This window comes from Prevotella aurantiaca, assembly GCF_015262605.1.
In the GTDB taxonomy this organism is placed as follows: Bacteria; Bacteroidota; Bacteroidia; order Bacteroidales; family Bacteroidaceae; genus Prevotella; species Prevotella aurantiaca.
The window spans coordinates 22,419-37,209 of record NZ_JABZSJ010000021.1; the positions used below are offsets into that span (position 1 = coordinate 22,419).

The 14,791-nt window shown below is 39.3% G+C and carries 12 protein-coding genes; 6 read left to right on the top strand and 6 right to left on the bottom strand.

What is annotated here, in order from left to right; translation table 11 throughout:
- Window positions 1–47: 47 nt before the first annotated feature.
- The 6 genes from folK to HXN26_RS05320 form a co-directional block, all read right to left on the bottom strand.
- Window positions 48–458, bottom strand: coding sequence for a 2-amino-4-hydroxy-6-hydroxymethyldihydropteridine diphosphokinase (gene folK / locus HXN26_RS05295; RefSeq protein ID WP_025000997.1), 411 nt, complete (start codon window positions 456–458; stop codon window positions 48–50).
- A 36-nt stretch (window positions 459–494) separates the two neighbouring features.
- Entirely contained in the window at window positions 495–1,682 is a 1,188-nt protein-coding gene (gene queA, locus HXN26_RS05300; RefSeq protein WP_025000996.1) for a tRNA preQ1(34) S-adenosylmethionine ribosyltransferase-isomerase QueA, read from the bottom strand.
- The gene (truB, locus tag HXN26_RS05305) at window positions 1,679–2,386 is read right to left on the bottom strand and encodes a tRNA pseudouridine(55) synthase TruB (RefSeq protein ID WP_273159344.1); all 708 of its coding nucleotides are present in this window, start codon (window positions 2,384–2,386) and stop codon (window positions 1,679–1,681) included. The genes queA and truB overlap by 4 nt, the downstream gene beginning before the upstream one ends.
- Window positions 2,387–2,411: 25 nt before the next feature.
- A complete protein-coding gene (locus HXN26_RS05310) occupies window positions 2,412–3,227 on the bottom strand; it encodes an undecaprenyl-diphosphate phosphatase (RefSeq protein ID WP_273159346.1) in 816 nt (271 codons plus the stop codon).
- Window positions 3,227–3,469 carry a DUF3098 domain-containing protein gene (locus HXN26_RS05315; protein ID WP_025000993.1) on the bottom strand — a complete coding sequence of 81 codons (243 nt, stop codon included), beginning with the start codon at window positions 3,467–3,469 and terminating at the stop codon, window positions 3,227–3,229. The genes HXN26_RS05310 and HXN26_RS05315 overlap by 1 nt, the downstream gene beginning before the upstream one ends.
- A gap of 66 nt (window positions 3,470–3,535) precedes the next feature.
- Complete coding sequence (locus tag HXN26_RS05320; RefSeq protein ID WP_025000992.1) at window positions 3,536–4,414, bottom strand: cell division protein FtsX; 879 nt, start codon at window positions 4,412–4,414, stop codon at window positions 3,536–3,538.
- Between the two features lie 172 nt (window positions 4,415–4,586).
- Between HXN26_RS05320 and HXN26_RS05325 the strand changes: the two genes are divergently transcribed.
- The 6 genes from HXN26_RS05325 to lpxA all read left to right on the top strand — a co-directional run bounded on the left by HXN26_RS05325 (window position 4,587) and on the right by lpxA (window position 14,660).
- Window positions 4,587–5,369 (top strand): radical SAM protein, encoded by a 783-nt coding sequence (locus HXN26_RS05325; RefSeq protein ID WP_025000991.1) that lies wholly within the window; start codon window positions 4,587–4,589, stop codon window positions 5,367–5,369.
- Window positions 5,370–6,119: 750 nt separating this feature from the next.
- On the top strand, window positions 6,120–7,544 hold the full coding sequence (locus HXN26_RS05330) for a CCA tRNA nucleotidyltransferase (protein WP_025000990.1): 1,425 nt from the start codon (window positions 6,120–6,122) through the stop codon (window positions 7,542–7,544).
- 284 nt (window positions 7,545–7,828) lie between these two features.
- The gene (locus tag HXN26_RS05335) at window positions 7,829–9,166 is read left to right on the top strand and encodes an efflux RND transporter periplasmic adaptor subunit (RefSeq protein ID WP_273159350.1); all 1,338 of its coding nucleotides are present in this window, start codon (window positions 7,829–7,831) and stop codon (window positions 9,164–9,166) included.
- A 19-nt stretch (window positions 9,167–9,185) separates the two neighbouring features.
- On the top strand, window positions 9,186–12,446 hold the full coding sequence (locus HXN26_RS05340) for an efflux RND transporter permease subunit (protein ID WP_273159352.1): 3,261 nt from the start codon (window positions 9,186–9,188) through the stop codon (window positions 12,444–12,446).
- A gap of 25 nt (window positions 12,447–12,471) precedes the next feature.
- Entirely contained in the window at window positions 12,472–13,851 is a 1,380-nt protein-coding gene (locus HXN26_RS05345; protein ID WP_273159353.1) for an efflux transporter outer membrane subunit, read from the top strand.
- A gap of 26 nt (window positions 13,852–13,877) precedes the next feature.
- On the top strand, window positions 13,878–14,660 hold the full coding sequence (lpxA, locus tag HXN26_RS05350; RefSeq protein WP_273159354.1) for an acyl-ACP--UDP-N-acetylglucosamine O-acyltransferase: 783 nt from the start codon (window positions 13,878–13,880) through the stop codon (window positions 14,658–14,660).
- The last annotated feature ends 131 nt before the right edge of the window (window positions 14,661–14,791 follow it).

Below are 14,791 nucleotides of genomic sequence, written 5' to 3' on the forward strand. Positions count from 1 at the left end.
CTTTTTTATTTTATCCTCTTATATATAATATGGTGGGAAAATTGATTTTAGGGAAGGATTTCCTTTAAAGGAATCATAACAAACTCTCGTTCTTCCATTAGAGGATGTGGCACCTTAAAGTCAGGCTCATTTATTTTAAAATCATCAATCATCAATATATCAATATCAATAATACGATCTTGATATTTTCGATTAACGGTTTTATGAGCACGTCCCATTTCTTTCTCAATCGCATGTGTGGCTTCTAATAGCTGACGAGGTGCAAGCTTTGTATTTATACATACACAAGCATTTATAAATTTATTAGGACTTTCAAATCCCCAAGGCTCAGTTTCAAGGAAAGATGACTTTCTAATTACCTCTCCTACCCTATTCTCTATTAGGGAAATAGCTTCGTTTAAGATTGCCTTTCGATTGCCAAGGTTAGACCCTAACCCTAGATACACAGTGTGCTGCATCTTTGTTTGCCTTTTCTAAATCCTTTATATACTGAACTAATCGTTCAGAATAAGCAATGCATCTCCAAAGCAACCAAACTTATAACCTGCTTTAACAGCCTTGTCATAAGCTTCCATTATAAGGTCATAGCCACCAAACGCTGCTGTTTCCATCAATAAAGTTGAATACGGATGATAGAAATTAACGAGCATAGAGTCAGCCAAGCCAAAATCATAAGGTGGGAAGATAAACTTATTTGTCCAACCATCATATTCCTTCAGCATACCATCTGTACCGACAGCAGTTTCAGTTGCTTTCACAACACTTGCTCCTACGGCACATACACGATGATTTGCAGCTTTCGTCTCATTCACTAACTTACAAGCCTCAGCAGAGATATGCATCTCTTCAGAATCCATTTTATGCTTTGTAAGGTCTTCCACCTCAATATCGTGGAAGTTGCCCAATCCACAATGTAAGGTTATAAAAGCAGCATGAATACCTTTTATTTCCATCATCTTCATAAGGTGTTCAGAGAAGTGAAGGTTAGTTCCAGGTGCAGTAACAGCACCTTCATGCTTGGCAAAGACCGTCTGGAAGTTTTCTAAATCATCTGCATCAGCATGCGCAAAGTCTTCGTTCGCAGCTTTTGGACGATTATCAATAATATAACGAGGTAACGGAGCCTCACCTAAAGCATATAGTTCACGCTTAAATTCTTCATGCGAACAATCGTAAAGGAAGCGAAGCGTACGTCCACGCGACGTAGTATTATCAATCACTTCAGCTACCATAGAACCCGATTCATCAAAGAAGAGTTTATTACCAATACGTATCTTACGAGCAGGTTCTACCAAAACGTCCCATAAGCGCATCTCTTGGTTCAATTCTCGCAATAGAAATACCTCTATTTTAGCATCGGTTTTCTCCTTCGTTCCATATAGACGAGCTGGAAAAACCTTAGTATCATTGAAAATAAAGGTGTCACCTTCATCAAAATAATCCACTACATCTTTAAAATGGATATAGTCTTCTTCGGTAGGTTCTCCCTTTATCTTATCGTTGTTATACATCTCTATCGTTTCCGATTTCTTATGCACAACCATTAAACGGGCTTCGTCTCTACGCGTTACTTTGAATATTTGACTCGTTCCATCAGCACGATTTAACACACGTTCCGATGAATGTGGATACAAAGCTACCTGCTCGTTAGGCAGATTGAACTTAAATTGCGAAAGCTTCATTTATTTGTAATTTCTATATTCTGTTGGTTCAACCATTCATTGAAATGGTCGTAATTTATACATTCTTCTACTTTTATATCGCCGACCTGGGTACGTCGGAGTGCCACCAAATAGGCGCCACTATTAACAGCACGTCCTAAATCTCGTGCCAATGCGCGTATGTAGGTTCCTTTGCCACAAACAACTCGCAATGTGAGTTGCATCTTATCAGCATCAAAGTGGATAATTTCAATTTCATCAATCCTAATTTTTTTAGGCTTCAAAACAACGTCTTCTCCTTTTCTTCGATAGTCAAAAGCACGTTGTCCATTCACTTTTACTGCACTGTAAGTAGGTGGTACCTGCTCAATATCACCGATAAACTGCTTCAAAGCCGTTTCTATCATCTCTGTTGTGATATGTTCAGTGGGGAAAGTTTCGTTTTCCTCGTGTTCCATATCGTAACTTGGTGTGGTCGCTCCCAACTGTATTGTGGCAACATACTCTTTTGTATGTGTTTGCAAAGTTTCTATTTGCTTTGTCTTTTTCCCAGTTGCAAGAATGAGAACACCAGTAGCCAATGGATCGAGAGTACCTGCATGGCCAATCTTTACACGCCCTCCCTGAGCTTGAGAACACAGATATCGCACATGCGCCAAAGCCTTAAAGCTTGTTATTCCATATGGTTTGTCGATGGGAATTATAACACCTTCCTTGAAATTCATACGTTTCTGTCTGAAAGGATAATCGTTAATCAACCATATTCAGCGACACCCCAGAGAGCAACATCGCTAAAAGTATAACACCAACAATGATGCGATACCAGCCAAAAGCTTTAAAACCATATTTCGTAAGGAAGCTTACAAACCATTTCATGGCAAATATAGCAACCACAAAAGATACCAGACAACCAACACCTAACAAGAAAAGGTTGTCGCTTGTAGCCCAATTTACGTCGCCTTTCATCATATCATACACATCAAGAATGGTTGCACCAGCCATCGTTGGTACGGCAAGGAAGAACGAAAACTCTGCTGCTTTCTGGCGCGTAAGCTTATTTGCCATACCACCAACAATGGTAGACATGGAACGACTCATACCTGGTATAACCGAAAGACATTGAAACAAACCAATAAGAAACGCACGTTTAGGCGTTATTTCGTTCTCTTCTTTACCCTTATTAAAGAGATTATCGCAGAAAAGCATAAAGATTCCACCTACCACAAGTGTTATAGCTACCACCCAAATAGAGTCTAACAGCCAGTCGAGCAAACCACTTTTCTTCGCAGCTAGGCCTACAACAACAGCTGGTAGCACACCAATTATGAGCAATCCATACAGTTTCCACATCTCAGGCTTAAAAGAAAAGAACTTCTTCCAATACAAACAGACTACTGAAAGAATAGCTCCAAACTGTATGATGAACGTAAAGGCATGAACAAAAGGATTTCCCTGCTCTACGCCCAACAAGTGTTGAGTTATTATCATGTGGCCTGTTGAAGACACAGGTAGAAACTCTGTTAAGCCTTCAACAATGGCGATAATAATCGTTTGAATTAAGTCCATTATTCTTCTGTTTCGTCTTTATGCTTTGGTTGATACATAATGGCGCCGATAATAGAAACAAATCCTATGAAAGTAACTACCGGAGCGACCTTTATTCGCATTGCGCTGAATATTTCAGGATTATATTGTGTCTCTGTAGAACCGCTTCCACTCATCAATATAAATCCAAGCACTACGATGGCAACACTGATAGCCAACAATATGAAATTGATTTTGCTAAATGCTAAATTCTTTTTATTCATTTCGTTATTAATTATGAAATGCCACCTCTTTATTTCACAGCAACATTCCTAAAGATACCTTATGTTTTAGATTTTATAGAGCGAACTTGCTTTCATTCGCAAGAATTTATTCACCGAAAGCCATGAACAGAAGAAGGTAATGATTATGCCAAACGCCAGCATAATGGCTCCCGTAATCAGCAATACATTTACATCCAACACCACAGCAATCTCTGGATCATAGTTATATAATAGGTACATGCCGGATCCAAGCACAACGATAGCAATTAATGCAGATATAAAACCCTGCAAAACAGCTGTGCGTAGGAATGGCATTCGTATGAAGTTCCACGATGCTCCAACAAGTTTCATGGTGTGAATGGTGAATCGACGAGCATACATGCTCAAACGTATGGTGTTGTTAATAAGCGAGAAAGACACGACAGTCAGTAAGGCTGCAATAATCAAAAGCACTATACTTATCTTACCCAACGTTCGGTTTACACTTTCCACCAAGTCTTTTCGGTAGGTAACATCGCTGACACCTTTAAAGGTTTTCAATTGTGCTGCTATCTCTTTGATAGAGTCATTGTTTGCATAATTAGCCTTTAATTGCACCTCTATTTCCGCGGTGAATGGGTTTTCACCAACAAATTCAGCAGGATTAGCCCCCAATTCGCGTGTTCCTTCTTTCAAAGCTTCTTCCTTACTAATAAAGTTTAAGTTACTGATATAGTGCAATTGGTCTACTCGTTCGCAAAGTGTAGCACTCTCTTCATTGCTCATATCAGGTTGAAGAATCATCGTTATTGTCAGATTTTCTTTTACAAACTGACTGAGGTTGCGACCTGTAAACACTGTCAAAACCACCATTCCGATAAGTATAAGTACCATTGCCGTACTTATACAGAGTGTTATTACTTGCAAGCTACGAGGCTTTTCAATCTTTTTATGTCTTTTCGCCATCTGTTATAAATTTGGAATAATACACCAAAGTTGATTGCAAAGATACTGTAAAATAAGGTAATGGCAAAAGAATTTATGCTTTATTTACATACGTAATGAAAAATCCAACATGCCCATTCCCATTTCTAAATGAAAAGATGTAACTTTGCTGACCAAACAAGAAGATAATACAATGAGTACCATCATTTACGAATCGCCCATCTTTGGGCCCGTGAAAAGCCGCCGTCTCGGCATATCGCTCGGTATCAACCTTATGCCGAACGATGGCAAAATTTGCTCTTTCGATTGCATTTATTGTGAATGTGGATTCAACAAAGACCATCGCACAAAGTCTCCTTTCCCTACTCTCCAGGAGGTAGCAAGTAAGCTTGAAGACAAGTTAATAGCCATGAAAGCCGACAACCAAATGCCTGACGTGCTCACCTTTGCTGGCAATGGCGAACCGACAGCCAATCCTCAGTTTGCTGAAATCATCGACGACACTATTCGACTACGCAACCAATACTGTCCTAACGCAAAGGTTTCGGTACTTAGCAATGCAACTTTTATTCACCGACCAAAGGTGCACGAAGCACTAAAGAAGGTAGATAACAACATTCTTAAGCTTGATACCATCGACGACGAATACATCAACAAGGTTGACCGGCCTACTATTCCATCGTACAAAGCAAGTAAAATTGTAGAGGAAATGAAAGCTTTTAACGGCAAACTTATTGTTCAAACGATGTTCTTAAAAGGCATTTCACAAGACGGAATCGACGTTAATAACGTGAAAGAGAGTTTCATTGCTCCGTGGCTTGATGCTGTTAAGAACATCGCCCCACGCGAAGTAATGATTTATACAATTGCTCGCGAAACACCAGACCCGAACCTTGAGAAAGCAACAAAGCTTGAACTTGATACCATCTGTGAGCGGGTGAAGGCCTTAGGAATACCTTGTTCAGCATCTTATTAAACGATATGAGAGTTTTTTAGCTCTCATATTTCATTTGCAAACAAATATTAAAACAGCATCTTTTCTGTTAAATTTGTAAGACTCAACACCGGATTTACGGCCACTTTTCTGCATTACTGCAAAGTTTTATTCAAATTCTTGCTCTTTTCATGTGCATCTTTTAGTTACTGAAAGGCAACCTATTACGAACTTATAGGGTAGCTATGTGCAATAAAAGCACTGTGTTTGTAGTGCAAAACAAGTACTCTTTCAACCTACTTTAGCTATTTTTTCAACGTAAAGAGAGTTCAAGCAACTACCAAAAGAGCCTGTTTTGCATGGCAAAACAGGCTCTTTTGGTCAGTAAAAGTGGCTCTTTCGCATAGCAATATAATCTATTTTACAAAATCATCTTATTTTTGTTACTTTCTAATTCTCTATTTCACACGAATCATTCGTGTTAATTTTATTACGCTTTTTACTGGATTTCAGAACAATAAATACGAACCATAAAAGCGAAAAATATCTATTACTTTATATACAAACTGTCTATTTCATAACACCAACAAAAATTTATAGAATATCATTCTGCTGATGCTTACAACAGCAAAACCCATTGTTTTTAAGAAAATAGAGGTACAAAAACTATTATATTGACAGCTTTAAACAATATGAAAAGAAAAGTTTATTTCAGTATTAAATATGCTTTGAATTGTGCAAATACTAAGCTAGAAATTTGTAACTTTGCATTATCAAATAGTTAAATATAGTATGCGAGACTTGACTGATGCCGAATTGGCAAAGCTGATAGACAAGGATATATTTCATAAAATCTCTGATGCAGCCGACAAACTCGGCTTGGAATGTTATGTTGTGGGCGGTTATGTCCGCGACCTATTCCTTGAACGACCCTCTAACGATATTGACGTCGTGGTGGTGGGGAGCGGTATCAGCGTTGCCAACGAACTGAAAAAGACGATAGGAAAGCGGGCGCATATATCGGTTTTCCACAACTTTGGCACAGCACAAGTGAAATTTGGCGGTATGGAAGTGGAGTTTGTCGGCGCACGCAAGGAAAGCTACAGCCACGACAGCCGTAAGCCTATTGTGGAAGACGGCACGCTGGAAGACGACCAAAACCGACGCGACTTTACCATAAATGCAATGGCAGTGTGCCTGAACAAAAGTCGTTTTGGAGAATTGATAGACCCATTCGGCGGTGTAGAAGACCTTTGGGACGGCATTATTCGCACTCCGTTAGACCCCGACATTACTTTTTCGGACGACCCACTGCGTATGATGCGGTGTGTAAGATTTGCTACGCAACTGAACTTTTTCATTGAAGACGAAACCTTCGAAGCATTAGAACGTAACGCAAACCGCATAAAGATTGTAAGTGGAGAACGTATTGCTGACGAACTAAATAAGATAATGGCAACATCTACACCGAGCAAAGGATTCATTGATTTGTATCGTTCTGGATTGCTTCACATTATTTTGCCTGAACTCGTTGCTATGGATTTGGTAGAAACACGCAACGGCAAGGCGCACAAGAACAACTTTTTCCACACATTAGAGGTGCTCGACAACATATCAAAGGCAACCGACAATGTTTGGTTGCGGTGGGCTGCACTGTTCCACGACATAGGTAAGCCGAAGAGCAAGCGTTGGGACCCTGTTGCTGGTTGGACCTTCCACAGCCACAATATAATAGGCGCAAAGATGATATCAACCATCTTTAAGCGACTTAAATTCCCAATGGATGCAAAGATGAAGTATGTTCGTAAGTTGGTAGACTTACATATGCGACCTATCATTATAGCCGATGAGGAAGTTACTGACTCTGCTGTTCGTCGCTTAATGAACGATGCTGGAGAAGATATTGACGACCTAATGACGCTATGCGAGGCCGATATTACCAGCAAAAATGCTGCTCGCAAACAACGATTCTTAGACAACTTCAAAATTGTTCGTGAGAAGTTAGACGACCTAAAAGAACGAGATTACAAGCGATTACTACAACCATGCATCGATGGCGATGAGATTATGACAATGTTCAACCTTAAGCCCAGCCGTGAAGTAGGCGAACTAAAGAAAGCACTTAAGGAAGCTGTTTTAGACAATCAAGTGCCAAATGAACGTGAACCACTAATGGATTTACTAAAAGAAAAAGCAGCAGAAATGGGCTTAGTTTAAGGTTTTAAACTTATAATTTACAACATCTTGATAAGCCTAAATGTTAATATATTATATTCTAAAAATTGAAAATTGAGATATGCAAGGGCATTTTAAGATTTCAATTTGAATATAATAATTGTTAAATAATACAACTATACAATGCTACTATTAAACGAAAAGCATTACCTTTGTAATACAAAAACTCATTTATTAATTTGAGTTTTCAAAAAAGAATCGTATTTAAGGAGCATCATTTAGATAGGAAATAAAACAAGAAAAGATAATAAAATACAGAGAGAAGTATGATTAAAAGTAAGTTTTTACTGTTGGCAGCATTAGCTATAACAGTGCTTTCAAGTTGTGGAGGTGGTAGTCGTGATTTACCTAAAAACAACGAATACCCTGTGATTACTATTGGTGCAGCAAATGCACAGATGAAAACTACATATCCAGCCACTATTAAAGGTATTCAGGATGTGGAAGTTCGTCCAAAAGTAAGCGGTTTCATTACAAAACTTTACGTACACGAAGGAGAGGCTGTTCGTGCAGGACAGGTTTTGTTTGTTGTTGATAACTCTACATATCAGGCGGCAGTTCGTCAGGCTGAAGCAAGTGTAGCTTCAGCTCAAAGTGGCATTAGCCGTGCGCAAGCTACAGTAGTTCAGGCACAGGCTGCGTTAACTTCAGCACAAGCGCAGGCTGCAACAGCACAACTTACCTATAGTAACAGCAAGAATTTATATAGTAATAAGGTAATAGGTGAATACGAAATGCAGAGCGCAAAAAACACTTACGAAACAGCACAGGCTGCCGTAAATCAAGCAAAAAGTAGCGTTCAAGCAGCTCATTCAGGTGTTAAACAAGCAGAAGCAGCCTTGAAACAAGCACAAGCAGGCTTGGCATCAGCAAAGGATAATCTTAGCTTCTGCTACGTAAAGAGTCCGACAAGCGGCTTTGTAGGTAGCCTACCATATAAAGAAGGTGCATTGGTAAGCCCATCATCGGCAATGCCTGTTACAACCGTTAGTAATATCTCAACAATGGAAGTGTTCTTCTCTATGACTGAGGCAGACGTTCTTACACTCTCGCGTGCCGATCGTAGCTTAGGAAACGCTATCAATAAGTTCCCAAAAGTAAGCCTTCAGCTTGTTGATGGCTCTATTTACAATCACGAGGGAGTTATAGTTAAGACCAGCGGAATGATTGATGCAACAACAGGTACTATAAGCGTTATTGCACATTTCCCTAATCCTGAACACTTATTAAAGAGCGGAGGAAGTGGTAAAATCGTAATCGCAAAGAGCAATAACAACGCTTTAGTTATTCCTCAGGAAGCTACTGTGCAAGTTCAAGACAAGGTTTTCGTTTATAAACTTGACGATAATGGAAAGGTACACTACACTGAAATAAAAATTAATTCAGACAATGACGGTGTGAATTATGTAGTTACTTCTGGCTTGAAAATTGGCGACAGAATCGTTTCAAAGGGTGTAGCATCATTGCAAGATGGTATGGAAATAAAAGCTTTAACCCCTGCACAATATGAAGAAGCCCTAAAAGAAGCTGCAAAACTTGGCGAAAATCAAAGCTCAGCAAAAGGTTTCTTAAAAGCAATGACAGGCGACGACAAGAAGAAATAGACTGTAAAACTAAAGGATTATGACAATTTCTAATTTTATAAAGCGCCCTGTACTTTCAACGGTAGTGTCTATTTTCTTCGTACTTTTAGGTACGATTGGAATGATTTCGTTACCAATTGAACAGTACCCTGATATTGCGCCACCAACTATTACGGTTATGGCAAATTATCAAGGAGCCGACGCACAAACAGTATTGAACTCCGTAGTTACTCCATTGGAAGAGAGTATCAATGGTGTTGAGAACATGACGTACATTCAATCTACAGCTTCCAACGCTGGTAGTGCGATGATTACAGTATACTTTAAGCAAGGTTCTGACCCTAATATGGCAGCTGTAAATGTACAAAACCGTGTTTCTCAAGCACAAGCTCTACTACCAGCGGAAGTAACGCGTGCAGGTGTAACCGTCTCGAAACGTCAGAACTCGAACGTTGTGATGTATTCGTTAACAACTGACGATGGTCGTTACGACGACGAATTCCTCACAAACTACAACGCCATCAATATTATTCCATTGCTAAAACGTATCAATGGTGTAGGCGATGTACAGAATCCTGGTATGAAGACATACTCTATGCGTATATGGTTGAAGCCTGAAAAGATGAAGCAATATGGTCTTGTACCAAACGATATTTCAGGTGCATTAGCAGAACAAAATATTGAAGCAGCGCCAGGTTCGTTCGGTGAACAAAGCAATATGAAGTACGAATATACCATGCGCTATAAGGGACGACTCAAGACGGAGAAGGAATATGGCGACATTATCATATCAACTAACAACAACGGACAGACTCTTCATCTACGCGATGTAGCCGATGTCAAACTTGGAGGCTTGATGTATTCAGTATCAATGCTGAACAATGAGAAGCCTGCCGTGGTTGGCATGGTTCAGCAAATTGCAGGTTCAAATGCTACACAAATAGCAAAAGACGTAAAGGCTGCACTTGCAGAAGCAGAAAAGAGTATGCCTCCAGGAATGAAAGTTAAAATACAGCAAGATGCAACAGATTTCTTATTTGCATCTATGGAAGAGGTTATCTTCACGCTCTTCTTGACTTTGGCATTGGTTTTCCTTGTGGTTTATGTCTTCTTACAAGATCTCCGCTCAACATTGATTCCAATGATTGCTGTGCCAGTAGCATTGATAGGTTCTTTCTTCTTCTTATGGATGTTTGGCTTCTCTATCAACTTACTTACCCTTTCTGCCCTTTTATTGGCGATCGCCATTGTGGTTGATGATGCCATTGTGGTGGTTGAAGCAGTCCACGCAAAGCTCGATTTGGGTTATAAAAGTTCACTAACAGCAGCTATTGATGCTATGAATGAAATCTCAGGAGCTATTATTTCTATTACATTGGTAATGGCGGCTGTTTTCGTTCCTGTTTCTTTCATGAGCGGAACATCAGGTACTTTCTATCGTGAGTTCGGTGTTACAATGGCAGTGTCTATCATTATATCTGCTTTGAACGCCTTAACACTCTCTCCCGCTTTATGTGCTATTTTCCTAAAACCGCACAACGAGGAAGAGAACAAGAAACTAAGTCGTATCGACCGCTTCCATCTTGCATTCAATACCCAGTACGAAAAGATAAATACAAAGTATAAAAAGTCGGTTGAAAAGATTATCAACAATCGAATGGTAGCTGGCGTTTCAGTTGTTATAGGTATCGTTGCCTTGGTTATTACAATGGCAACTACCAAAACAGGACTTGTCCCTGACGAAGATACAGGCGTACTTTTCGCTACTGTTTCATTGGAACCAGGTATGTCACAAACTGAAACACGTAAAGTAACTGAACAAATTGACAAGATGTTCAAGACCAATCCATACATTGAAAATCGTGTTCAAATCATTGGTTACAACTTCATCGCAGGTCAAGGATCAGACCAAGCAACTTTCATTCTCAAGCTAAAACCATTCAAAGAAAGAAAACATAGCTTATTCGATCGTATTAAGTCTGTATTTAATGGTGCTGGCATTGCAGGTTTATTTATTGATCCAACATCTTCTAACATGATATTGGGTATGATTTACAAACAAACTGCAAGCATCAAGGGAGCGCATGTATTAGCATTTGGACCTCCTATGGTACCTGGCTTTTCTATGTCAAATGGTTTGAGTATTTCAATGCAAGACCGTACTGGTGGCGACTTGAATAAGTTTTTCAACATTACTCAAGATTATCTGAAAGCATTGGGCGAACGTCCTGAAATCGGCAAGGCTATGACTTCGTACAACCCTAATTACCCACAATATATGGTAGATATAGACGTGGCAAAGGCTAAACAAGCTGGAACTTCACCTGCTGCAATTCTTTCTGTATTGCAAGGTTATTACGGAGGTATGTACGCATCAAACTTCAATGCTTATGGTAAGCTGTACCGTGTAATGATACAAGGAACAGTGGAAAGTCGTATTCATGAAAGCGGACTGAGCAATATATATGTAAGAACTAAAGGAGGAATGGCACCTGTAGGTGAATTCTGTACATTGAAACGTGTGTATGGACCTTCAAACATAGCACGTTTTAACCTATTTACATCTATCACAGTTACTGCTCAAGCTGCTGAAGGATATTCTTCAGGTGATGCTATTAAAGCTGTTGAAGAAGTTGCTCAGCAGAAACTTCCAGCAGGATATACTTACGAATTCTCTGGTCTTACTCGTTCAGAACAAGAATCATCTAACTCGACAGCCATTATCTTTGCTCTGTGTTTGATTTTTGTGTATCTTATTCTTAGTGCACAATACGAAAGTTATCTTCTTCCATTGGCTGTTGTATTATCTATTCCATTCGGTTTGGCAGGAGCTTTCCTCTTTACAATGATATTCGGGCACAACAACGATATCTATATGCAGATTTCGCTAATCATGTTGATTGGTCTGTTGGCGAAGAATGCCATCTTGATCGTAGAGTTTGCATTGGAACGCCGCCGTACAGGTATGGCTATTAAATATGCAGCTATTCTTGGGGCCGGTGCACGTTTACGTCCTATTCTTATGACGTCTCTTGCAATGGTTATTGGATTGTTACCATTGATGTTTGCAAGTGGTGTGGGCAAGAATGGTAACCAAACTCTAGGTGCTGCTGCCGTAGGTGGTATGTTTATTGGTACATTATGCCAAGTATTTATTGTTCCTTCGCTCTTTGTTATCTTCCAATATTTACAGGAAAAGATTAAACCTATGTCGTTCGAAGACGAAGAAAACAAACAAGTAGCAAAAGAATTGAAACAATTTCTTGGTGGTCCTGCTGAGACGTACGAGGTAGAAGAGTAAAGTTTATTAATGAAGTAAGATAGTTATGAAAATAAGAAATATTATCATTTTAGGTCTTGCAACATTGTCTTTGACAGGTTGCAAGAGCCTATATGGAACATACGAACGCCCTGAAGTTAAATCTGATGGTATCGTACGTGACCCTGTCAACGATAAAACAACATTGGAGGGAGCAAACGACTTTGGCCAGCTTCCATGGCGTGATGTATTTTCCGACCCTAATTTGCAGGCAATTATTGAGAAGACTTTAACAAACAATCCTGACCTTCTTAATGCTGCACTTAACGTAGATATAGCAGAGCAACAACTCGGTTCTGCGAAGTTGGCATTCCTTCCTTCGGTTGCTCTTAGTCCACAAGGTACGATTACACACTTTGGTTCGCACGTTGAAGCTACTAAATCGTACACATTGCCAATAGCAGCCAGTTGGGAAATAGATCTATTCGGCAAACTCCGTAATGCTAAAAAAGCATCGCAAATGGCAATGATTCAGATGCAAGATTATAAGGTGGCAGTACAGACAAAACTTATTTGTAATGTTGCAAATCTATATTACACCTTATTAATGCTTGATCGTCAGAATCAAATTGTAACCGATATGGCTACTCTAACGAAGAGTACATGGGACATGATGCAATTACAAATGGACTTCGGCAGAGCTCGTTCTACAAGTGTACAGAGTGCACAGTCGGCTTATTACAGTGTTCAAACACGAGCTACTGATATAAAAAAGCAAATTCGTGAAGTAGAAAATTTATTAAGTCTACTTATGGGCGAACCAGTACATAGCATTGCTCGAGGTGCATTAGAAAATCAAAAGCTACCTTCAAATTTTTCTGGCGGTATAGGTGTTGAAATCCTAAGTAATCGCGCTGACGTACATGCTAACGAAATGGCATTAGCTCAATGTTTTTATAATGTCAACCAAGCGCGTGGTCGTTTCTATCCTTCTTTAACTATTACAGGTACAGGTGGATGGAGCAACGGAAACGGAATGGTAAATCCTGCACAATTACTTTTTAATGCTATTGCAAGTCTAACACAACCTGTTTTCATGCAAGGAAAGCTAAAAGCTGGACTGCGTGTAGCTGAAGACCAATATAAAATAGCATACAACAAGTGGCAAAACAGCATTTTAACTGCTGGTTCAGAAGTTAGTAATGCACTTGTCGCATACAACGCTGCTGTTGAGAAAGATATGCTTTACAGCCAACAAATTGAAATCTTAAAGAAAAATGTAGAGCAAACTCAAATGTTGTATAGCCAAAGTTCAAGCTCTTATCTTGAAGTAATTACTGCACAACAGAACTTACTGAATGCAGAAATATCTCAAGTTCAAGACCAATTCTCTAAATTGCAAGCCATCGTAAACCTCTACTATGCGCTTGGAGGTGGCTCAAAATAAGTTTTCTAAATACACATTTTTAAAGTATGAATAGTGATATTAGTCAAAAAGCCGAGGTTTCTCCAAAAGCCAAAATAGGCAACGGCTGCAAGATATTTCCATTCGTTTACATTGAAGACGATGTGGTAATTGGTGACAATTGTGTTTTATTTCCATTTGTTAGTATTCTGAATGGTAGCCGAATAGGTAACGAAAACAAAATACACCAATGCAGTGTTATAAGTGCATTGCCACAAGATTTTAATTTCGTTGGTGAAAAGAGCGAATGTGTCATCGGCGATAACAATATTATTAGAGAAAATGTTGTTATCAATCGTGCCACCCATCGTGGTTGTAAAACAGTTATTGGCTCTAACAATTTCCTCATCGAAGGTGTTCACATCAGCCACGATACAAAAGTTGGCAACAATTGTATATTTAGTTATGGTGCCAAAATTGCAGGTGATTGTGAAATTGCTGATCGTGCAATCTTCTCGTCTAGTGTTATTCAGAAGGCAAAAACACGTGTTGGAACAGCTGCCGTAATACAAGCTGGAACTACTTTTGCTCGTGATATTCCCCCTTATATCATAGCGGGAGGTACTCCTATTGCCTACGCTGGTGTGAATACTACAATTTGTAGAGAAATGAATATCGACGAAAAAGTGATTAAACATATTGCAAATGCCTATCGACTTATTTTCCACGGGCAGACATCAGTCTTTGATGCTTGTAAACAAGTGGACGAACAGGTGCCAGACTCTCCTGAAATTCGCAATATTGTTGAATTTATTCGCAATACTGAAGAAGGAATTATCTGTAAAATATAACGATTGAAAAGGTTTAATACGTATCCTGGCACGCAACTTAAACGAGTGCTTGTCAGGATTTTTATTCCAATAATATTATTTAGTCCCCCCTTAAAAACCTAATATTCCTCTGATTCATAGTATATTATCCT

Bases quoted from the DNA above. Each gene is read 5' to 3' on its own strand.
- folK (WP_025000997.1), bottom strand. From the start codon at position 458: ATGCAGCACACTGTGTATCTAGGGTTAGGGTCTAACCTTGGCAATCGA.
- queA (WP_025000996.1), bottom strand. From the start codon at position 1,682: ATGAAGCTTTCGCAATTTAAGTTCAATCTGCCTAACGAGCAGGTAGCT.
- truB (WP_273159344.1), bottom strand. From the start codon at position 2,386: ATGAATTTCAAGGAAGGTGTTATAATTCCCATCGACAAACCATATGGA.
- HXN26_RS05310 (WP_273159346.1), bottom strand. From the start codon at position 3,227: ATGGACTTAATTCAAACGATTATTATCGCCATTGTTGAAGGCTTAACA.
- HXN26_RS05315 (WP_025000993.1), bottom strand. From the start codon at position 3,469: ATGAATAAAAAGAATTTAGCATTTAGCAAAATCAATTTCATATTGTTG.
- HXN26_RS05320 (WP_025000992.1), bottom strand. From the start codon at position 4,414: ATGGCGAAAAGACATAAAAAGATTGAAAAGCCTCGTAGCTTGCAAGTA.
- HXN26_RS05325 (WP_025000991.1), top strand. From the start codon at position 4,587: ATGAGTACCATCATTTACGAATCGCCCATCTTTGGGCCCGTGAAAAGC.
- HXN26_RS05330 (WP_025000990.1), top strand. From the start codon at position 6,120: ATGCGAGACTTGACTGATGCCGAATTGGCAAAGCTGATAGACAAGGAT.
- HXN26_RS05335 (WP_273159350.1), top strand. From the start codon at position 7,829: ATGATTAAAAGTAAGTTTTTACTGTTGGCAGCATTAGCTATAACAGTG.
- HXN26_RS05340 (WP_273159352.1), top strand. From the start codon at position 9,186: ATGACAATTTCTAATTTTATAAAGCGCCCTGTACTTTCAACGGTAGTG.
- HXN26_RS05345 (WP_273159353.1), top strand. From the start codon at position 12,472: ATGAAAATAAGAAATATTATCATTTTAGGTCTTGCAACATTGTCTTTG.
- lpxA (WP_273159354.1), top strand. From the start codon at position 13,878: ATGAATAGTGATATTAGTCAAAAAGCCGAGGTTTCTCCAAAAGCCAAA.